Raw genomic sequence first — 21,654 nt, 5'->3', positions numbered from 1 at the left:
CTCTGACCCTGATTATCGGTGCGAAGCAGGTTCGTGAGGGATGCCTGGAATCGGGCACTCCTCAGTCCCAACAGTTGACCTCGTGAACGACTCAACCATTTTTCGAGTTCCCTCTGGGTCGTTGATCCATTTTCCATAAAACTCATAAGGACAGGCTGCAACACCATTGACATCTTCGCCCGAATTGATTTTGCCTGTGTAGCCACGGTGCACGAGTTTGAAGAGATGATTTTGAGACTGGCCATTTTTACGGAAGTCTCGAATCAAGCTCAGTGACAATTCAGCGTAGTTAATACCCATTTCCTCTTCGCCACATTCGCCTAGGGTACGCCCATCGAATCCAACGATTGCCGAATGGCCGAAATATGAATACACACCGTCAAAGCCAGCTGCGTTCGCCACTGCAACGTACGTGTTATTCATCCAGGCCATGCATTTGGCAACCATCACTTGTTGCTCTTTTGCGGGGTACATATAGCCCTGGCAACGCACGATGAGCTCAGCACCACGCATGGCACAATCGCGCCAGATTTCAGGGTAATTGCCATCGTCACAAATGATCAAGCTGATCTTCATGCCTTTGGGGCCATCTGATACATAAGTGCAATCGCCCGGATACCAACCTTCGATCGGAGTCCAAGGCATGATTTTGCGGTATTTTTGAACAATCTCACCTTCGTTGTTCATCAAAATCAACGTGTTGTAAGGCGCTTTGTTAGGATGATCCTCATGGCGCTCACCCGTTAACGAAAATACGCCCCAGACATTTGCTTTGCGGCACGCTGCTGCGAAAATTTCGGTCTCGTCACCTGGGATGGTCGACGCTGTTTCATACATTTCTTTCGCGTCATACATAATCCCATGCGTGCTGTATTCGGGGAATATAACCAGATCCATGCCTGGCAAGCCTTGCTTCATACCCACCAGCATCTCGCCGATCTTACGGGCGTTATCCAGCACTTCGGCTTTCGTGTGCAGACGTGGCATTTTATAGTTGACGACAGCGACGCCGACGCAATCTTTACTGCTGGAGATATCCCCGTGTCTCATGTTGATGCTCCCTTAGCTGGTGCTAAATAAATACTGAAGAGGTGATTATTCAAAGGTATGACGTTGAGGTCGTCATTTAATGGCTGATCATCCAGGGACGTTTGCCCAGGAAGGATTTATTGCCATTGGCATAAGTCTGTGTGGTGGCCTTCTTGCCAGTCTTACAGCAACCGCAGCCAGAAGGGTGCCGCATACGGCTATAGCCGGTGTCATAGTCACGTGACATCATCGGCGAATTGGCAGCGCGTTCATTACCCTCAATAGCCTTCCGCGTGTCACTGTCCAACCGGGCAAGGTTTGAACCAAAGGCGAAAATTCGTTCAGAGAGACCCCCGCACTCAGGACACTCTGCCATCTCGTTGCGAAGACTCATCGGACGGATAGAGTCGAAACTACCGCAGGTTTTGCATGAATAGTCATAAGTAGGCATAAGGGTCTCCCTGTTTACTGCTAAATGATCACAACATTAAAGATCTTGCGACAGCGGCATATCGAAGCCTGGCGTCACCAGTTTTTGTGGGCCAGCAGCGGTCGGATTAATGTCGAAGTCAAAGATTCCCGTAGGCAGCCACAAGGTTGCGCACGCATTGGGTATGTCAACCACACCACTGATATGGCCCTGCACGGGTGCAGTACCAAGAATCGAGTAGGCTTGTGCACGTGAGTAGCCGAACTTCGTCATGTATTCGATCGCATTCAAACAAGCTTGGCGATACGCAACATTGACGTCCAGATAATGTTGTTTGCCCTGCTCGTCAACCGAGATACCTTCGAAGATCAGATAATCGTTGTACTGAGGGGTGATGGGGCTTGGCTTGAAAATTGGATTCTTGATGCCATACTTGGCCATACCGCCTTTGATGAGTTCGACTTTCATATGAACCCAGCCAGCCATTTCAATCGCACCGCAGAACGTAATTTCGCCATCGCCTTGGCTAAAGTGCAAGTCACCGACTGACAGACCAGCTCCATCAACATAGACGGGGAAATAAATCTTTGAGCCGCGTGACAAGTCTTTGATGTCACAGTTGCCGCCGTGTTCGCGTGGGGGCACCGTGCGAGCACCTTCATTCTCAATCTTTGTCTTGACGTCGCCCGTTGCGGCACCAGCATGGGTGGTCTTAGCGAAAGGAGGATTAGCCAAGGGTGGCACACGATCGGGTTGAGTCGCGATAAACTCTACTTCTCGCTCGTTCCACATATTGAGCATTTTCTGATCTGGCAAGCAACCAATCAGACCAGGGTGGATGAGGCCAGCGAATTTGACGTTGGGGATGTGACGGCTGCTGGTAAACATGCCGTGAAAATCCCAAATTGATTTCTGGGCTAAGGGGAAGTGATCAGTCAGAAAACCACCACCGTTCTTTTTGCTGAAAAAGCCGTTAAAGCCCCAGAGGCTGTCGTCTTTGGCACCGATATCGAGCAGGTCCACGACCAGCAGGTCACCTGGCTCAGCACCTTTGACACCGACTGGGCCAGATAAGAAGTGGACAGTTGACAAATCGATATCACGAACATCATCGGCGCTGTCATTGTTTTTAATGAAACCGCCGGTCCAGTCAAACGTCTCGAGGACGAAGTCATCGCCAGGTTTGACCCAACAAGCCATCGGGATGTCAGGGTGCCAGCGATTGTGAATCTTTGGGTTGTCGTAGGGTGATTGTTTTAGATCAACGGAGATTAGGGTTTCGGGCATGGTGCACCTCAGATCGGGTTAAACGGAAAGGTACTGCTTGATACGATCAACATCGGTATCGTTGCGCGATGTTTCGTAGACCAGCCGGCCACCTTCGATCACAAACAGGCGGTCAGCGACATCCAATGCGAAGCTCAACACCTGTTCAGACACGATGATGGTGATGCCGCGCATTTTGCGGATTTCGTTCAAGGCTTTGGCGATATCCTTGATAATTGATGGTTGGATACCTTCAGTGGGCTCGTCCAGCAGCAACACCTTCGGATTCGTGACTAACGCCCTTGCAATGGCAAGCTGCTGTTGTTGACCACCAGAAAGATTGCCACCTTTGCGCCGACGCATATCCCAAAGCACAGGAAACAATGCGTAGATTTCGTCAGGAATTGTTTTTACTTTGGCGTTCTCCAGGCCAGTCTGAATGTTTTCTTCAACGGTCAGGGTAGGGAAGATCATCCGCCCTTGTGGGACGTAGGCGATGCCCTTGGCTACCCGTTGGAAGCTTTCGTCTTTTGTGATGTCATTGCCATTGACCGTAATCGTGCCGCTTTTTGCGGGTAGCAGCCCCATCAGACTTTTGAATAAGGTGGTTTTACCCATGCCATTTCGCCCCATGATGGCGATGGTTTCTTCCTTGTCGCCTTCAAGAGAAATACCGTGCAAGGCCTCACTTTGGCCGTAGGCAACAAATAAATCTTTCACACTCAACATGTTGCTCTCCTAGTGACCCAGATAGACTTCAATAACTTGCGGGTTGTTCTGAACGTCGTCCATCGAGCCTTCAGCCAGGATTTTTCCCTGATGCATCACGGTTACTTTCTGCGCGATTTTCTTTACAAACTCCATGTCGTGTTCAATGACAATGACCGAACGATTGTTAGAAATCTTCTTCAGCAGTTCAGCGGTGATTTCGCGCTCTCGCACGCTCATGCCAGCGATCGGTTCGTCAAGCATCAATAGCTCAGGATCCTGCATTAACAGCATGCCGACTTCGAGCCATTGCTTCTGCCCGTGAGAGAGCAGGCCAGCTTCCGTATTGAGGGTGTCTGCCAGACCAATCTCCTCAGCAATAGCTTGCACCCGGTCTTTAACCTCAGCGGTGCATTTGAAGAATACGGCGCCCAAGACAGAACGGCCTTTCGGGAAGGACACTTCGAGATTTTGAAAAACCGATAAGTTTTCATAAATCGAAGGCGTTTGAAATTTTCTACCGATACCCTTGCGAACACGGGTGAACTCCGGCAGCGCGGTCATTTCCTCATTGTGAAACTTGATGCTGCCAGACGTTGCTTTGGTTTTGCCACAGATCATGTCGAGCAAAGTCGTTTTTCCAGCACCGTTTGGTCCGATGATGACTCGCAGTTCGTTGTGATCGACGTAAAGATTAAGATTGTCGATTGCCTTAAAGCCGTCAAACGAAACCGTTAGGTCTTCTACAGCCAGGACAAAGTCAGTGTTGCTGCTCATACTGGGCTCCTTTCAATACCGGTGCTCGTGGTGTGTGCTGACGGGTCAACTGGTTCATTCTCCAGTTCTTTCAGACGGTTTCGAAGTGCCAAGCGATCTTCGTTCCGCTTCTTCCACCAGGGTTTGATTTTTTCATCCCAGAGGCCCGCCAAGCCCAGTGGAAAAGCCATGGTCACACCAATAAAAAGGGCTGCCATTAAGAACAGCCATAAGTCCGGAAAACTTTCAGAAAATAAGGTCTTGGCTGCATTAACAAGGAGTGAACCGTAGACCGCGCCGACTAAGCTCATACGACCACCGACCGCGCACAAAATGACCAGCTCGATTGAAGGCACAATGCCAACAAAAGAGGGCGACATGAAACCAACTTGTAGCGCAAAGAAGGCGCCGCCAATACCAGACACGCCCGCAGCTAGACAGAACACCGCGACTTTGAACATAGAGACGTCATAGCCCGAGAAGCGGACGCGATCCTCTTTATCTTTCATGGCGAGCAGTAAGGTGCCAAATTTGCTGCGTTGCATCCAGGTACCAATCAGGACACACAGCAACAGCGTGCCAGCGCAGGCGTAGTAGAGGATTATTTTTGCTGAGTCAGTGCGCGTGTCCCACCCTGCCATTGTCTTCAGATCTGTCATGCCGTTCACGCCGCCTGTATAGCCTTGCAGACCGATAATCAGTGTCATCAAAATCAGGGACACAGCCTGAGTAATGATCGCAAAGTAAACGCCACCGACTCTCCGTTTGAACATTGCATAGCTGACAATGAAGGCCAGAATGACGGGCACTCCGATCACTGCGATGAAAGTGAAAGTCAGACTATGGAACGGCTCCCACCAGATGGGTAAGGCTGTAAGTTGGTTCCAGTCCATGAAATCCGGGATTCCGGGAGTCGACTGGATTTTGGTCGTAATGGGATCTGAAGCTTCGAGCTTCAGGAACATAGCCATGCAATAGCCACCCAAACCAAAAAATACACCTTGTCCCAAGCTGAGCACGCCCCCCCAGCCCCACAGCATGACTAAGCCAATGGCGACAAAAGCATAGGTTAAGTACTTGCCGATTAAATTGAGACGGAAGATGTCGAAGCACGCTGGAAAAACAATGAGCAAAATGCCCGCAAGAATGATGAACCCAGTCAAACCGGGTTGTTTCAGGAAAGTTTTAATGGAAGTCATAGTTGAAATCTCCTTTAACGACCGGGCTTAACGCCGAATCTTCGACGCGAACAAACCCTGGGGGCGGAACATCAACACGATTACAACGAAGGACAACGTGAACACTTTCGCCATCGAACCCGTCATGAAGAATTCTGTAATGGATTGAATCTGTGCAATACCGAAGGCGGAGGCGGCAGTGCCTAACAAACTGGCTGCCCCGCCAAAGGTAACCACTAAAAAGGAGTCGACGATATAAAGGGATCCAGAAGTAGGGCCTGTTGAACCAATGGTCGTGAACGCAGCGCCAGCAATGCCCGCAATGCCACAACCAATTGCAAAAGTAAGCCGGTCAGTTTTTTTAGTGTTGATACCTACCGCATTTGCCATGGGACGATTGCTCACCGTGGCGCGGACTCGCAAACCCCAGCGGCTTCGGTACAGGGCCAGCATGACGCCGCCTGTCACCAATAAGGTCAGCATCATCACGAACATACCGTTAATCGGAATATCCAAACCTTCTTGAGGTGCCCACGAACCCATTAACCAGTCGGGCAGGGTAGGACTCACTTCTTTAGGGCTAATAAAGGTGCGAAACGTTTGCTGCAAGGCGAGACTAAGTCCCCACGTCGCCAACAAAGTATCCAAAGGTCGTTTATAGAGATGCCGGATTAAGGCCCACTCGGCAAGCCAACCGCCGACAAAGGCGAAAACAAAAGCGGCACAAATCGCGAAGGGGAAATACACCGGAGCTAAGTCTGGCGCATACTTCTCAGTCAAAGTCGAACCCAGAAATACGGTGTAGGCACCAATAGCCATGAATTCACCGTGAGCCATGTTGATCACACCCATCTGACCAAAGATGATTGCAAGTCCCAACCCCATTAGGAGAAGAACAGCAAACAGGCTCAAACCTGCGAAGCCCTGCATCACGGCAATATTTAGAATTTCAGAGAGTTCCATGGTGCTTCCTTGTATCGCATAACTAACTAGCTGTAACTGAACAGGGATTGGCAATCGTCAGCCAATCCCTGCACTTCATGCTTACTGATAACCCTTAGGGAATGGATCAGGTTTGATCAACTCGGGCGACTCTGCAACCACCTTGAATTGTCCGTCTGCCAGCATCTGACCGATGCGTGCTTTACTGAACAAATGATGGTTGTCATCAATGCGCACATAGCCTTCTGGAGCCCCTTTGAACTCGATGCCAGTCGAAGCGGCTGCAATCTTGTCCACATCGAAGCTGCCTGCTTTTTCGCAGGTGTATTTCCAGAGCCATGGGCCGAGGTAGCCAGCTTGGGTCACGTCACCGATCACCGACTTGGCACCGTATTTCTCTTTAAACGCCGCAACAAATTTCTTGTTGTTTTCGTTATCCAGAGATTGGAAGTACTTCATGCATGAGTAGAAGCCTTCTGTGTTCTCACCACCAATTCCGAGCAATTCGTCTTCGGTTACCGAGATGGTCAACAGTTTCTGCTTGGCTGACGTGATGCCAGCAGCTTTTAGCTGTTTGTAGAAGGCAACGTTACTGCCACCGACCACAGCTGCGTAGATCAGATCAGGTTTTGCAGCTTTGATCTTGTTAATCAACGAGTTGAAGTTGGTATTGCCCAATGGGTAATACTCTTCGCCCACGACTTTCTGGTTCAGATGTCCCTCAATGTGCTTGCGCGCAATCTTCATTGATGTACGTGGCCAGATGTAGTCTGAACCAACCAGGAAGTATGTCTTGGTACCCAAATCTTTTGACGCCCAATCGAGGCCCCAGAGAATCTGCTGAGTCGCTTCTTGACCGGTATAAATAACGTTTTTGCTCTGCTCCAGGCCTTCATAGAAGGTTGGGTAATAAAGCATGCCATTTTCTTTTTCAAAAATTGGCAATACAGCCTTACGTGATGCTGAAGTCCAGCAACCGAATACTGAGGCAACGTGGTCATTGACCAGTAATTTCTTGGCTTTTTCAGCGAAGGTTGGCCAATCTGATGCGCCGTCTTCTTTGATCACTTTGATCTGACGACCCAACACGCCACCCATGGCGTTGATCTGGTCGATGGCAAGCTGTTCTGCTTGAATCGAGCCAGTCTCAGAAATCGCCATCGTGCCGGTTGCTGAATGCAACTGACCGACGATGACTTCTGTGTCGGTGACTGCTAATTTTGTGGTGTTTACTTGCGAGGTAGGCAATTTTTGTGCGCCAGCACGCATTGTTGCTGCGGCCAAAGCCAAACCAACAATACCTTGTAATACCTGACGACGATCACTGCTGATAGGCAAATCAGACAAATCTGAAGGATGCTTCTTCATTTGAGGGCTCCTGGGGTTGACAGACGAATAACCGTCTTGGACTGAATTCTGCGTGACACTCGGGAGAACCCCAATACGTCAATTGACGTATGCAGGCGTAACCATTGACTTGGCATGTTTTGTGCTTAGCTATACCGAGACTTAACTAAGGTTTGAACAATGACTAGCGCGAATCAAAAAATCATTCGCATCAGACGTGACTACAACAGTTGGGTGGCAGACGAGTCCCTAGAGGATTTTGCTTTGCGCTACACACCGGTTTCTTTTCGGAAATGGTCCGAATGGAAGGTTGCCAATACAGCGCTGGGAGGCGTTTCATTTCTCGCCCTCGAGGCGATTGGCGCCGTGATGGTGCTTAATTATGGTTTTTCAAACGCCATGTGGGCTATTTTTGCCGTGGCGCTGGTTGCGTTTTTTACAGGTTTTCCAATTAGCTACTTTGCGGCACGTTTCGGCGTAGATATCGATTTACTGACGCGAGGTGCGGGTTTTGGCTATGTTGGTTCCACCATCACGTCTTTGATATACGCGGCATTTACTTTTATTTTCTTTGCGCTAGAGGCGGCGATTATGGCGCTCGCACTCAAGCTTTATCTTGATTGGCCGATATCGCTTTGTTACGTATTAAGTGCTTTGGTGATTATCCCACTGGTGTTGCGAGGCATCACTTTGATTTCTCGCTTACAACTTTGGACTCAACTGCTATGGCTGGTGTTGCTTGTCTGTCCCTATGTGGCGATCGGGATTAAAGATCCCGGGGCATTTATCGAATTTACGGGGCTGAGTGGGCGGCTATCTGGAACAAGCGAATTTGGTTGGTTGATGTTCGGCTCTGCTTTTACCGTTGCCTGTTCTTTAGTCGTGCAGATCGGCGAACAGGTCGATTACCTCAGATTTTTGCCCGAAAAAACCAAAGAAAATCGATTTCGGTGGTGGGCAGCCGTAACACTGGCAGGACCAGGCTGGATTGTTCCCGGTGCAGCAAAGATGTTGGGTGGCGGGTTTTTGGCGTTTCTTGTTTTGCAACAGCAACTATCAACCGAATATGCGAGCGAACCCACTCGCATGTACTTGGCCGGCTTTGCCTATGTCTTTAGAGATCCTGCCTGGGTCGTTGCAATCACCGCTCTCTTTGTCATTTTGTCTCAAGTAAAGATTAACGTCACCAACGCCTACGCAGGCTCGCTGGCTTGGTCAAACTTTTTTGCCCGAGTCACGCACAGCCATCCAGGCAGGGTGGTTTGGCTAGTATTTAACGTAACGATCGCTACTTTGCTGATGACCTTGGGCGTGTTTAAAGCGCTTGAACAAGTGCTTGGCTTGTACAGCAATATTGCTATCGCCTGGATTGGCGCGATTGTCGCTGATCTTGTTGTGAATAAGCCGCTCGGATTATCGCCCAAAGGGATCGAATTCAAGCGAGCGCATTTATACGATATCAATCCGGTCGGACTCGGGGCAACGATTATTTCTGCTGGGGTGGCGTTGGCTGCGTACGGTGGCCTCTTCGGCGATGTGGCCCGTGCCTTCTCTCCGTTTATCGCCTTATGTGCCTCGTTTTTACTGTCACCTGTGATTGCCTGGCTCACCAAGGGCAAATGGTATCTGGCAAGGCGGGCTTCTGATATTTCAACCGCGGGAAAGATCCTGCAGTGCAGTGTCTGCGAAAATCACTTTGAAGCGCCGGACATGACACATTGTCCGGCTTACGGCGCCCCCATTTGTTCACTCTGTTGCACGCTGGACTCCCGTTGTCACGATATGTGCAAAGAAAACTCTCGCATCGACGAACAGTTTGCGGGTTGGATGACACTCGTCTTGCCAGCTTACATTTCAGAGCGCTTTAAATCGAGGGCTGGCAGGTTTTTAATTGTCTTCTTGTCACTTGCGTTTGTCTTGGCGACGGTGATGGCCATTGCGCTGACTCAAGAGGGCGGTACTGACACGATTCCTTACGCCGACCATATCGACGCGTTTACGAAAATATTCGCGATGATGATTTTGGTTATTGCGGTATGCAGTTGGTGGGTCGTTTTGATTAACGAAAGTCGTCAGTTAGCTCAAGATGAGTCAAACGCGCAAAGTCGTTTGCTGCAACGAGAGGTTGAAGCCTTAAGAAGAATTGATGCCGCTTTGCAAGTGGCCAAAGAAGCAGCAGAGAACGCCAATCGAGCTAAAACCAGATACGTCGCGGGTATGACGCATGAGTTGCGTACCCCGCTCAACAGCATCCTTGGCTATTTGCAGATTCTCTTGAAAACCGAACTCAAAGACCGTAAGCAGGTGGATGCGCTTAAAACTATCCAGCGCAGCGGGTTGCATATGGCTTCTCTGGTCGACGATCTTCTGGATCTGGCCCATATCGAATCGGGCCGACTTAGGCTGGAGACAGCGCCTATGCCACTGAGATCGCTTTTGGATGAAATTGTTCACATGATTGAGCCGCAGGCTACTGCCAGAGGTCTGCTGTTTAATTATGAAGTGATAGGCGTTTTGCCCGAATGGGTAAAAGGCGATGCCAAGCGCTTGACGCAAGTGCTGATCAATTTGTTGGGTAACGCAATCAAATTCACTGATACAGGCAGCGTGACCCTGCGCGTGGATGCACATGCTGAAGTATTGATGTTTTATGTCATTGATACAGGCGTGGGTGTGGCTCCTCAAGATCAGCAACGTATCTTTTTGCCTTTTGAGCGCGGTGGAGCTGCTAGAAGAAGGGGTGAGCCCGGTACTGGTTTGGGCCTGACGATTACGGGTTTACTCACTGCCATGATGGGTGGTGAGTTATCCATGGAGAGCAAGCAAGATTTCGGCAGCTCCTTTTGTGTTCGACTCTACCTGCCGAAAGTCGATGATCCCGGATCACTCGTGCAAACGGTTGGCCATGTCACTGGCTATGAAGGTAGCCGCTTAACGCTGCTGGCGGTTGACGATCAGCCTGATCAGAGACAAATGTTGGCGGCTTTGCTACGTCCGTTAGGCTTTACTGTCAATGAAGCGGCCAGTGGTAGCGAGTGCCTTGACAGCCTGGAAGTAGAGGTGCCCAACGCTGTCCTGTTGGATATCTCCATGGATGAAATGGACGGCTGGGAAACGGCTCGGGCAATCCGAGATGCGGGCTATCTGGATTTGCCGATCATCCTGGTTTCCGCAAATTTGTTTGATAACCAACCGGCCAAAATAGCAAGCGCTCAATGTCAAGCCTTCGTTGGGAAACCTGTTCTCGAATCTGAGCTCTTAAGTGTGTTGGGACAATTTCTCGACATTAAATGGATCAGCGCCGGTCTTAGCGGGATAGCCCCGCCTGTCGCACATGATCAGGCAGACGCTGGACTTGGCACCGAACATATCCCGCAAGCGTTGCGCGGACGTCTCTCCTCGTTACTGCATATGGGCCATGTGCAAGGGCTATTAGATGAGTTAGAACAATTTGCTACACAATATCCTAGTCACCGGGCGCTTTGCGAGACACTCAGAACAAAAGTGACTCAATTTGAGTTTCAGCAGTTAATTGAATTGACCAGGGCTGATAGCCATGAATGAGAGTAATGTAACGTCGCGCTCAGTCGTCTTGATTGTTGATGATGATCCACGCAGTCTTGGTATGCTGTATGAAGCACTTGAGCAAGCCGGTTACAGCGTCGTCGTCGCGCTTGATGGTGCAACCGCTTTAGACCGGCTTAAATTGGTATCAGTCGATGCAGTCTTACTTGATGCCGTCATGCCGGGTCTGTCCGGGTTTGAAACTTGTGTTCAGATTAAAGCCAATCCGGTACTAGCTCATTTGCCTGTCATCTTCATGACCGGACTGTCTGAGACTCAGCATATTGTGCAAGCGTTTGAAAGTGGTGGAGTCGATTACGTCGTCAAACCCATTAAAGTCGAAGAAGCTTTGGCAAGACTACAAACGCATATCCGTAACGCAAAAGAGGTGAGGCTTGCCCGCGACGCGGTGGATATTGCTGGTTTTGGGGTCGTTGTGATTGATTCTCAAGGCCGGGTTGCCTGGCAATCTCCGCAAGCAAAACAATGGTTGACCCGTGATTTCACATCAGAACAGTGGCTGTCAATACTCGCGTCAAACGCAGAGCAACTCAGTTTGCCTGGTTATCCCGATTTATCGTTTCGCAATCTTGGTTTAGTTGGTCTGGGCGAGAGCATGCTGTTGTTAGCCAAACACGATTTACCCTCAGGGGATATGACTCGTTTGCAAAATGCATCCCTGACTCGACGGGAAAGCGAAGTGCTATCTTGGCTGGCTAAGGGCAAAACTAATCGGGATATTGCCGATATTCTCGGCATGAGCCCACGCACAGTGAATAAACATCTTGAACATATCTTCGATAAGCTTGGTGTTGAAACCCGAACAGCGGCTGCTGCTATTGGCGCGCACCTATCAAAATAAATGATTAGTTGCAGGTGCAACCAAGGTTCTAAATTTAGCCGATCAGAGATTTCTAAATAATAAAAGCAACGCTAGGCAATGCACTTGGTGTAACTTAGCAGATTGAACAGGGACTCAAACCCGAAGACGAATAGATGGGAGGCATCAATATGTTGACTCAAGGTGTTCATCACGTTGCTTACCGCTGTAACGATGCAAAGCAGACCGTTGAGTGGTACGAACGGCATCTTCACATGAAGTTTGTTCTGGCGATTGCTGAAAATCAGGTGCCGTCGACAAAAGCCCCTGATCCTTATATGCATGTATTTCTCGATGCTGGGGGCGGCAACATCTTGGCGTTTTTCGAATTGCCAACCCAAAAGCCGATGGATCGCGATCGCAACACCCCTGAATGGGTACAGCACCTCGCTTTTAAGGTGGATTCCTTTGAAGCGCTGATTGAGGCTAAGGCGAGACTGGAAGGTGATGGTGTCAAAGTTCTGGGTCCAGTTGATCACACGATTTTTAAAAGTATTTATTTTTTTGATCCCAGCGGACACCGACTAGAACTTGCTTTTGACTGCGGTACAAGTGCGATGTACCAAAAACTCGACGACGTTAAATGGACCATGCTCGAAGAGTGGGCAGAAACAAAAAAGGCGCCCGTGCACGCCTCCTGGATGCACGACGGTACATACAGGACTTGACGCATGAACACGATCAATGAAACGCACCACGCCGATTTAAAGAGTTGGGTTGAGAGCGCGAATATCCCTGGCACTGACTTCCCGATTCAAAATCTTCCTTTTGCAAACTTCCGCCGGTTGCAGAGCAACGAATCCTTCAGGCTTGGTGTGGCGATTGGTGATCAGATCGTTGATCTCGCTGCCTTAGCCCAAGCTCATTTATGCTCAGGTATCGTGCAAGAGGCGCTACTTGCCGCGAGCCACGAGGGTTTGAATTCCCTAATGGGGCTGGGACGGCCGGCTTGGTCCGCGCTTAGACTCGCACTTTCAGAAATGCTCCGCCAAAGCTATGCAAATCAGCAGCCCATCGCAGCCTGTTTGATCCCACAAGCAAGGGTTGAATACGCCGTTGCAGCCAAGATCGGGGATTACACCGATTTTTATACTTCGATTGAACACGCGACGAATGTTGGAAAGCTGTTTCGGCCAGACAATCCGCTTCTGCCCAATTACAAGTGGTTGCCCATCGGCTATCACGGCCGTGCTTCCAGTGTGGTGGTGTCGGGCAAAAATTTTCATCGACCAGTGGGCCAGACCTCTCCCCCAGGGTCAACGAGTCCGAGTTTATCGGTTTGTAAACGTCTCGATCTCGAACTTGAATTGGGCATTTTCATCGGAACCGGTAATGCGATGGGGCAAGCTATCTCCCTCGAAGACGCTGAAAATCATATTTTCGGAATTTGCTTGCTCAATGATTGGTCAGCGCGCGATATTCAGGTTTGGGAGTCGCAACCGCTTGGCCCCTTTCTTGCGAAAAGTTTTTGTACTTCTGTGTCACCGTGGGTAGTGACGCTAGAAGCTTTGGCGCCGTATCGGGCAGCGCTACCCCGTCCAGTGACTGACCCTCAGCCACTGCCTTACTTGAGCTCGGAAGACAACAATTCTCAGGGTGCGCTCGACATAGAACTGGACATTCTGATTCAGACGCAAGCAATGCGAGACGCAAGCATTGCCCCGTCAAAATTAGCGCAGTCTAATTACCGCCACGCCTACTGGACAGCAGCCCAACTCGTGACGCAGCACACCGTTAACGGCTGCAACCTGCAAGGTGGTGATTTGTTCGGAACCGGCACCCTATCCGGACCAACTGCGGACGAAGCGGGTGCGCTCATTGAAATAACGGAAGGGGGTAAGAAACCAGTGATCTTGCCAAACGGTGAAACCCGAACGTTTCTCGAAGACGGTGACGCTGTCACGCTGCGTGGTTGGTGTCAGCGAGCTGGGTTTGCTCGGATTGGGTTTGGGCAGTGCACCGCGCAAGTCTTACCCGCAAGAGTTATTTAATACGAAAGGATAATGATGACTGATCTATTCGATAATCCAATGGGCCTGTGTGGCTTCGAATTCGTTGAGTTCGCATCCCCTGAAGCAGACAAACTTGAACGGATCTTCGAGTTGATGGGCTTCTCACTTGTGGCTAAACACAGATCGAAAGATGTCGTGCTATATCGCCAGGGGGATATCAATTTTATCGTTAACCGTGAGCCCAAAAGTATTGCTGGTTACTTTTCGGCAGAGCACGGTAGCTCTGCGTGCGCCTTAGCGTTTCGCGTCAAGGACTCTCACCGAGCCTACGCAAGGGCGCTTGAGCTGGGGGCTCAACCAATTGAAATTCCAACAGGTCCCATGGAGCTCAGGCTTCCGGCAATTAAAGGGATAGGCGGCGCGCCGCTGTATTTAATAGATCGTTTTGAAGACGGCAAAAGTATTTACGATATCGATTTTGAGTTTTTGCCGGAGGTCGACAGACATCCGCCAGGGCATGGATTCAAGGTGATCGATCATCTGACGCACAATGTTTATCGCGGTCGTATGAATTTCTGGGCTGGTTTCTATGAAAAAATCTTTAACTTCAGAGAGATTCGCTATTTTGATATTAAGGGCGAGTACACCGGGTTGACGAGTAAAGCGATGACCGCACCCGACGGTCTGATCCGAATCCCGCTCAACGAAGAATCAAGCAAAGGCGGTGGCGGCCAGATCGAAGAGTTTTTGATGAAATTTAATGGCGAAGGCATTCAACACATTGCCTTGCGTTGTGACAACCTGATTGAAAGTGTCGATGCCTTACGTCGGGCGGGAATCCCGCTGATGACGGCACCTTCGCAAACCTATTACGATATGCTGGCTGAGCGTTTGCCTGGTCATGGCGAACCCGTCGATGCCTTGCAGGCGCGCGGGATTTTGCTGGATGGTTCAACAGAACAGGGTGATCCCAGGTTGCTGTTGCAGATATTCTCCGAGACCTTGTTGGGTCCGGTGTTCTTCGAATTTATTCAGCGCAAAAAAGATGAAGGCTTTGGTGAAGGTAACTTTAAAGCGCTGTTCGACTCAATGGAAAGGGATCAAGTCCGACGCGGCGCCTTAACTGTTGATTAAACACAGGCTATTTGATAAAGCCAGCGCTCCTCGGTAACGCCAATGTCAATTCAGGGATACAAATGATCAACATTAAGCCAGCGAACAGTGCGAGCAGGTAAGGCCAGTAGTATTTGAAATGCTGGCCGACTCCCACATTCGCAAATTTCAACGCCATCAAGAGACCTACTCCCATCGGTGGTAGAAATAGACCAATACCCACGGCAGCAGTCTGCACAATGTCAAAGTGGATCGGATTGATACCGAGTTTGACCGCAATGGGGTAGACAACCGGGATCAATACAACAGCAGCGGGTAAACCTTCGAGTACCATCCCAAAGACCATGGTGATCAGAGCAACGCCCAAGAGAAAAGTCCAGTGATAGGCCTCCAGCGGTGCCAGAATTTTGGCAAACAATAAAGGCACCCCAGACACGCCGAGAATGTACTGAAACACTGTGGCAACTGCGAGAAGAAAGATCACGCTCGCTGTCATGATGCCGCTCTGGTAGGCAATGACACCGATCTCTTTCCAGGTGATGTTGCGGTAATAAAATTTTGCTGCCAGCAAGGAATACAGCGCCACAATTGCCCCTGCCTCGGTCGCGGTAAAGGCCCCGATGTAAAAGCCACCGAGAATCACAATCGGGATCACCAAAGGTACCGCAGCCTTTTTAAACGAAGCCCATAACCTGCTGAAACTTGGCCTTGAATCCTTTGGCCAACCTAACAAATGTGCTTGAATGAACACAAGAATGCACAAGCAAAGGCCAATCGTTGCCGCCGGGATGAATCCAGCCAGGAACAAGGTGACCGCAGACTGATTGGTCACTGCAGAGATCACAATCATGAAGATTGCCGGCGGCACCAGCATCCCCATTGCAGTCCCTGCTGCTATCAGAGATGCCGCATCTTCCGCTCTGTAACCGGATTTTTTAAGCGGCTCAACTAAGGCGCTGCTGAGTGCAGATACCTCTGCCATTTTTGAGCCGCAGATATCAGAGAAAAAATAAGACACCACAATGACCGACATGCCAAGACCGCCCCTCAACCAACCCACCATCGCCCGGGCGAGCTCGACCAGGGCACTTGACATGCCACATCTTTCCATCACGCTGCCAGCAAAAATAAAGGACGGTATGGCCAGCAATACCCAGCTTTGCGAGGCGCTGACAATAGTTGAACCAAGCTGTTGAAGAGGATATCCGCCCATTACCAAACCCACAATGGCTGACGCGCCAAGCGAAAAGACAATCGGCAGAGAAATAACTAGCGCCGCTACAAAAACCAACCCCATAACAATCAAAACCATATCAATGCCCCTGCGTTAAGTTGGTTGTTGCTTTGCCGTGATCAGAAGACAGCTCGTCTTTGATGCAACTCCCTGCTTGAAGCGCCATTAGCATTCCACCCACCGTCGCCGAAATATAAAAAAGGCCCAGGCTCATTTCCAGTGCCGGCGAGGCTAGATCTTTGTTGATCATGGCTAAGCCAAAACAGATCCAGGCAATTAAGCCGCCAAAGGCCGCAATCAGAAGGTTATTAAAGATAGCCATGCCCTTTTGCACACGGGGCGGCAATGTGTGGACGAAGACAGACAGATAAAAATGACTATTTTCACGAACCCCAAGCGCTGCACCGATCATGACTAACCAAGTCAATGCCAGTTCACCGACTTCTTCGACCCAGAAGAAATTCACGGGATCCACATCCATCCAGTCGGTGAGGGGGAGCATGATGTATCGTAAAAAAACACCACACAGCATGACGAATATGGCCGACAGAACCAGAAACCCCAAGATGAACTTGGGGATCAGTGCAATTGAGCGGACCATGATCACTTACTGCTGGCGACGATTTCGTCCCACAGCGCGCCGTATTTCTGTTGATACATGGGCCACAGCTTTTGTTGGGCCACCGCTTTAAAAGGACCCAGATCAGGTGCGTTGACCTTCATGCCGTGCGGTTCCAGTATTCTTTTCGCTGCCTCTAGGGTGTCTACACTTTCAGTGTTTTTTCTCACCATCGCTTGTGCTTCACGTGAGGCATCCATGAACATGGTTTGCTGCTCAGGGCGAAGTTTGTTCCATAAGCCAGCATTCATACCAACCAAGGTCGCACCGTAGTTATGGTAAGTCATCGAAAAGTATTTCGACACCTCATACGCTTTAAGCGGAACCATATTCACCACAGGCAAGTCGGCCCCGTCAATCACACCCTGTTGAGAAGCTGTGATGACTTCATTCCACTGCATTGGGACAGCAACAGCACCAAGACTATTGACGCAATCCGCAAAAACCTTTGACGGTTGCACCCGCAATTTGATCCCACGAAGATCTTTCGGTTGGGTGATGGCCATTTTGTTCAGCCAAAAGTGTCTGAAACCATAGTCGTAGAAGTAAAGGACTTTGACGCCGTATTTCTCTTGAAACAGCTTGTCCAGACGCTCACCGACTTTGCCGTTCAGGATCGAGTAGGCTTGTTGGTAATTGCTGATCAGATAGGAGACCATGAAAGCCTCCATCTCTGGGAACAAAGTAGCAGCGCCGCCGGCAGGCGATCCGATTGCAACATTGCCCGCTTTAACCGCGTTCATAACATCAATTTCTTTGGTCAAGAGCGTGCCGCCTTGAAACTCGACTGCGAGTTCACCTTTGGATCGCTCGGTTAATGTTTTGGCGAGAAAATCCATCGATACCGAACCCGATTCAGGTAACGGATTCATGTGTGCAATCACCATTTTCTGCGCCTGCGCTTGTGCGAAAACGGGTGCTTGCCTGAAGGCAAGTATGCCTGCCATCCCGCTAGCAGCGCGCAAAATGTCACGCCGGTTAACAATGAAAGAAGAGTTATCTTGCTTGAATGAGTTGCTCATGTTCGTCTCCTGGGGGGCTTTTTAAGTATTTAATTGCTAGAGATGCTCCGCCTGTTTCGAATATATACGACTAACCTGCTGGTTGTCTGCTAGTTTTTTTATTGCTTTTTCAATCTGCGAACCAGCTTAGTTGGCTCGTTGGCAAACCTTTCTTGCCTTGATCATCGCCATTTGTGATACTCAAGCATGGGACGAATCCTAAAAAATATCGGTGCGAGGCAAAACAAAGTGAAAACAAAATTATTCTCTCCTCTAGCAATCAGAGACGTCACAATTAAGAACAGGATAGGGTTGTCCCCAATGCTCACGTATGCCGCTGAGCATGGTTTCATGTCTGACTGGCACTTTGCGCATTATGCAAAATTTGCCTTGGGCGGCGCGGGGCTCATCATGATTGAGTCCACCAAAGCTGACCCCAGAGGTTGCACCACGCCGCGTGACCCTGGCTTGTGGAAGGATGATTTCATTCCAGCAATCGCCAAGATCGCCCAGTTCGCCAAATCGCAAGGTGCCACTGTCGGGATTCAGCTCGGACATTCTGGTCGCAAAGCAAGAAACTCTGTCCCATGGGAAGGTCGCCTGCCACTTGGACCTGAACAAAAAGGAGTTGATCACGGCGAAGAATGGGAGCTGATCGCGCCGAGCGCAATTGCAGCAGGGGTCAAATCACAAGTGCCGCATGAGTTGTCAGTGACTGAGATTCACGAGTTGATCGAAACCTTCGGTCAGGCGGTGCTCAGAGCTGAGAAAGCAGGTCTTGATATTGTTGAAGTGCACGGGGCGCACGGCTATCTGGTTCATCAGTTCTGTTCTGAACACGCGAATCAAAGAACCGATGCCTATGGCGGGTCTTTCAATAATCGAATGCGCTTTGCGCTGGAGCTGATTGAGCACGTCAGATTCCTTTGGCCACAAGGTAAACCACTGTTTTATCGTATTTCGGCGGTGGATGAACAAGGCTGGTCGATTGAGGACAGCGTCAAGCTTTGCCGAGAGCTAAAGTTAAAAGGCGTCGATATGATTGATTGCAGTAGCGGGGGAATGTCAGAAGGCTCTGTCATGGCAAGTGCGAGCCGCCCAGGTTTTGGTTATCAGGTTCCCTACGCCCAGCAAATCCGTGCAGAGGCGGGCATCATGACACAAGCGGTGGGTCTGATTATTCATGCCGATCAAGCAGAGAAGATTTTGCGGCAAGGGCAGGCGGATATGGTAGCGATTGGGCGCGAGATGCTAAACAATCCGCATTGGGCCTTTGATGCAGCAAACAAACTCGGCGATGAGTCTGCCTTTAAAACAATTCCGGCGAATTACTCCTATTGGCTGGAAAAACGCGCAGGCAGTGGGTTTGGCAAAAACACGTCAACCTGGGCCGCGGGGATCTCACAAACCTAAGTTAGAAACGATGGCGAATGCCACTGACCAAAATATAACTGTTGACGCCATTAACGAAGCCCGCATTGGTTGCGTATGAGGTCGCTGCGTACAGATCAGTTCTTGCGGACAGGTCGTATTGGTAGCCCAAGCTGAAAATGTTTTGGCTCGTAACACCCGCAGCAGCATTACTGGTGCCGGTGTTATGCGCTTGAGTCCAAGAGGTAAAAACTTTGGATCTTTGATTGATCGGAATCGTCGCACCAAACATAGAGGAGTTGTAGCTCATGTTTGGGTCAAACATCATCGTTGCTTGACCACCTCCCCAAGAAACTGAATCGAGACTGGCCTTGCCATTACTGGTGACCGACACGGCTTGATTGTTAATCGTGCCGCCCGCGTTTTGTCCATAAGCGATCGATAACGCGATCCAGTCAAAATCGTATTTACCCCCGAGAATCCATTCTCTTATGTTGGGTGGCCGCGAGAGTGCGTCGGGCACGGGTGCGCTCGGATCCGGCATAACTTGATCGTAGCTGGCCGCCAACACTAGTGGCCCACTGGTGTAATTCGCGCCCAGCGTGATCAGACGCGTGTTGTGCATGGTGTCGAAATTGTAATCCGCAGCGGTTGCTGAGGTTACCCCGCTCCCGTTGTAGTAAGTCGTGTTCATTTGTGGTGCGAAAGAATATCCCGCCCCTAACTTCAAACCAGTGACCGGCTCAATCATGGCTTTTAGCAAGTTACTGTACTTGGTATTCGAGTTCGATGATCCAAAGGCCATCGCCATCCGAGCTTGCCCAAATCCGCCTCGAAACGGATCAATAGGTAAAAAGTTTTCGAGAGCGAAGCTACTTTGGCGACCAAATCTGAGATACCCCAAGTCTTGCTTCCCAAACCCGAACCAGGACTGCAGACCAAACATTCTTCCACCAGACAGCAGCGCCCCATCATTGGTCTCGAAACTGCTCTCGAGCACGAAATTAAGTGAATAGCCATCACCGAGATCTTCTGTCCCTCTCATGCCCCAGCGTGAAGTGGTTTGAGTGCCGCTAGACAGACCAGCTCTTGTGCCATTGTAGGTATCGTTGCCGGTCAGATTCTGGTAAACCAAACCTGAATCAATAATGCCGTACATCGTCACCAAGGATTCAGCGTTACTTGATAACTGGATGCTGAACAAAGCCAGGGCTGTCGCAGTAATGAGGTATTTTTTTATCATTACTCTATTCACTATTTATTGCTATTTGGCATTTGAATAATGATTTTTCCAACGTGCACATTGGTCTCCATCATCTGTTTGGCGTGCTCGAGTTCTTCAAACGGGAAGACCGCATCGATCAAAGGTTTAATCCGACCATCGCCCAATAACGGAATAATGTCACGCTTGAACTCTGGCAGAAACTGGGCTCTCTGATCGGGGGTGCGTAATTTGTTCGATACGCCAAACAATTTCAGGCGCTTGGCATGCAGTGCCTGAAGGTCAATTGCCGCCGTCAGTGTATTGTCGACATAACCCACCATGGCCAGACGTCCTTCAAACGCCATACAACTAACGCTTTCTGCAAAGACAGTGCCACCGACAGTATTGATCACGAGGTCAGCTCCGTGGCCGTTCGTTGCTGTCATCACTTCTTGAGCAAAATCCGGTTGACGTGTGCAGATGGCTACATCCAAACCATAATCGCGCAAACGGGCTAATTTTTCTGGGGATCCCGAAGTACCGATGACTTTGGCGCCTATCGCTTTTGCATATTGCAGAGCACAAACCCCAACACCTGAAGACACGCCATTGATGAGTAGCCACTCGCCCGCTTTCAGTTCACCCTGAAGCGTGACCATGTCGTGTACTACTAAAAATGCCAGCGGTGCGCTTGCGGCTTCTTCGAAAGAAAGTTGACCAGGGATGATCATGGCTTCTCTTGCGTCCATGCACGCAAACTCCGCAAATGCCCCGCGGCAACGGCCCATTACTTTATCTCCAATAGCAAAGTCCGGCACGTCTTCGCCCAGCGCGGCAATGACCCCAGCACCCTCCATCCCTATCTGAGTGGCTTGATCGCCTTTGTGCAGACCATGTCCGACCACAAATTCACCACGATTCAAGCTTGCCGCTTTCAGTTGCACGAGTACTTGTTTGGGGCCAGGTTTTGGGATGTCAACAGTACGCATCTCTAACGTGGTTTTCCCTTCGCGGGTGTGCATCCAGTGCGACAACATGATTTAACCTCTTTAAATTGAAT

General features: G+C 49.9%; 19 protein-coding genes. 6 read left to right on the top strand and 13 right to left on the bottom strand.

Annotated elements, in window-relative coordinates:
• Positions 1-12: 12 nt before the first annotated feature.
• From BCM14_RS11370 to urtA, 8 genes are all read right to left on the bottom strand, one after another.
• Positions 13-1,050, bottom strand: a complete 1,038-nt coding sequence (locus BCM14_RS11370; RefSeq protein WP_106228149.1) for an aliphatic amidase — start codon at positions 1,048-1,050, stop codon at positions 13-15.
• A gap of 76 nt (positions 1,051-1,126) precedes the next feature.
• The gene (locus BCM14_RS11365; RefSeq protein ID WP_106228148.1) at positions 1,127-1,480 is read right to left on the bottom strand and encodes a zinc ribbon domain-containing protein; all 354 of its coding nucleotides are present in this window, start codon (positions 1,478-1,480) and stop codon (positions 1,127-1,129) included.
• Between the two features lie 36 nt (positions 1,481-1,516).
• Complete coding sequence (fmdA, locus tag BCM14_RS11360) at positions 1,517-2,746, bottom strand: formamidase (RefSeq protein ID WP_106228147.1); 1,230 nt, start codon at positions 2,744-2,746, stop codon at positions 1,517-1,519.
• An 18-nt stretch (positions 2,747-2,764) separates the two neighbouring features.
• Complete coding sequence (gene urtE, locus BCM14_RS11355; RefSeq protein ID WP_106228146.1) at positions 2,765-3,454, bottom strand: urea ABC transporter ATP-binding subunit UrtE; 690 nt, start codon at positions 3,452-3,454, stop codon at positions 2,765-2,767.
• Between the two features lie 9 nt (positions 3,455-3,463).
• A complete protein-coding gene (urtD, locus tag BCM14_RS11350; RefSeq protein ID WP_106228145.1) occupies positions 3,464-4,210 on the bottom strand; it encodes an urea ABC transporter ATP-binding protein UrtD in 747 nt (248 codons plus the stop codon).
• On the bottom strand, positions 4,207-5,388 hold the full coding sequence (urtC, locus tag BCM14_RS11345) for an urea ABC transporter permease subunit UrtC (RefSeq protein ID WP_106228144.1): 1,182 nt from the start codon (positions 5,386-5,388) through the stop codon (positions 4,207-4,209). Before urtC ends, urtD begins: the two co-directional genes overlap by 4 nt.
• A gap of 27 nt (positions 5,389-5,415) precedes the next feature.
• Positions 5,416-6,330 carry an urea ABC transporter permease subunit UrtB gene (urtB, locus tag BCM14_RS11340; protein ID WP_106228143.1) on the bottom strand — a complete coding sequence of 305 codons (915 nt, stop codon included), beginning with the start codon at positions 6,328-6,330 and terminating at the stop codon, positions 5,416-5,418.
• Between the two features lie 81 nt (positions 6,331-6,411).
• On the bottom strand, positions 6,412-7,677 hold the full coding sequence (gene urtA / locus BCM14_RS11335; RefSeq protein ID WP_106228142.1) for an urea ABC transporter substrate-binding protein: 1,266 nt from the start codon (positions 7,675-7,677) through the stop codon (positions 6,412-6,414).
• Positions 7,678-7,836: 159 nt separating this feature from the next.
• Here urtA and BCM14_RS11330 point away from each other — a divergent pair, with 159 nt between their 5' ends.
• From BCM14_RS11330 to hppD, 5 genes are all read left to right on the top strand, one after another.
• Complete coding sequence (locus BCM14_RS11330; protein ID WP_106228141.1) at positions 7,837-11,220, top strand: hybrid sensor histidine kinase/response regulator; 3,384 nt, start codon at positions 7,837-7,839, stop codon at positions 11,218-11,220.
• A complete protein-coding gene (locus tag BCM14_RS11325) occupies positions 11,213-12,082 on the top strand; it encodes a response regulator transcription factor (protein WP_106228140.1) in 870 nt (289 codons plus the stop codon). Before BCM14_RS11330 ends, BCM14_RS11325 begins: the two co-directional genes overlap by 8 nt.
• A 149-nt stretch (positions 12,083-12,231) precedes the next feature.
• A complete protein-coding gene (locus tag BCM14_RS11320) occupies positions 12,232-12,768 on the top strand; it encodes a VOC family protein (protein WP_106228295.1) in 537 nt (178 codons plus the stop codon).
• A 3-nt stretch (positions 12,769-12,771) separates the two neighbouring features.
• Complete coding sequence (gene fahA, locus BCM14_RS11315) at positions 12,772-14,091, top strand: fumarylacetoacetase (protein WP_106228139.1); 1,320 nt, start codon at positions 12,772-12,774, stop codon at positions 14,089-14,091.
• A 15-nt stretch (positions 14,092-14,106) separates the two neighbouring features.
• Positions 14,107-15,186, top strand: coding sequence for a 4-hydroxyphenylpyruvate dioxygenase (hppD, locus tag BCM14_RS11310; RefSeq protein ID WP_106228294.1), 1,080 nt, complete (start codon positions 14,107-14,109; stop codon positions 15,184-15,186).
• A gap of 7 nt (positions 15,187-15,193) precedes the next feature.
• On the opposite strand, the gene BCM14_RS11305 is transcribed toward hppD, so the two are convergent.
• Genes BCM14_RS11305 through BCM14_RS11295 form a run of 3 tightly spaced genes read right to left on the bottom strand, consistent with a single transcriptional unit; the run spans position 15,194 to position 18,040 of the window.
• On the bottom strand, positions 15,194-16,477 hold the full coding sequence (locus tag BCM14_RS11305) for a TRAP transporter large permease (protein ID WP_106228138.1): 1,284 nt from the start codon (positions 16,475-16,477) through the stop codon (positions 15,194-15,196).
• 1 nt (position 16,478) lies between these two features.
• Positions 16,479-17,000 (bottom strand): TRAP transporter small permease, encoded by a 522-nt coding sequence (locus BCM14_RS11300; RefSeq protein ID WP_106228137.1) that lies wholly within the window; start codon positions 16,998-17,000, stop codon positions 16,479-16,481.
• A 2-nt stretch (positions 17,001-17,002) separates the two neighbouring features.
• Positions 17,003-18,040, bottom strand: a complete 1,038-nt coding sequence (locus BCM14_RS11295; protein WP_106228136.1) for a TRAP transporter substrate-binding protein — start codon at positions 18,038-18,040, stop codon at positions 17,003-17,005.
• A gap of 186 nt (positions 18,041-18,226) precedes the next feature.
• Here BCM14_RS11295 and BCM14_RS11290 point away from each other — a divergent pair, with 186 nt between their 5' ends.
• Complete coding sequence (locus BCM14_RS11290; RefSeq protein WP_106228135.1) at positions 18,227-19,432, top strand: NADH:flavin oxidoreductase/NADH oxidase; 1,206 nt, start codon at positions 18,227-18,229, stop codon at positions 19,430-19,432.
• A 1-nt stretch (position 19,433) separates the two neighbouring features.
• Here the strand turns inward: BCM14_RS11290 and BCM14_RS11285 are convergent, their stop codons facing one another.
• Positions 19,434-20,633: a porin gene (locus tag BCM14_RS11285; RefSeq protein WP_106228134.1), complete on the bottom strand. Its 1,200-nt coding sequence runs from the start codon at positions 20,631-20,633 to the stop codon at positions 19,434-19,436.
• Between the two features lie 11 nt (positions 20,634-20,644).
• Positions 20,645-21,631, bottom strand: coding sequence for a quinone oxidoreductase family protein (locus tag BCM14_RS11280; RefSeq protein WP_259673569.1), 987 nt, complete (start codon positions 21,629-21,631; stop codon positions 20,645-20,647).
• Positions 21,632-21,654: the final 23 nt, after the last annotated feature.

Origin of the sequence: Jezberella montanilacus, from assembly GCF_003003055.1 — a bacterium.
Lineage (GTDB): Bacteria > Pseudomonadota > Gammaproteobacteria > Burkholderiales > Burkholderiaceae_B > Zwartia > Zwartia montanilacus.
Note: the sequence above shows the minus strand (reverse complement) of the source record. Positions and strands in the feature narration are given on the sequence as shown.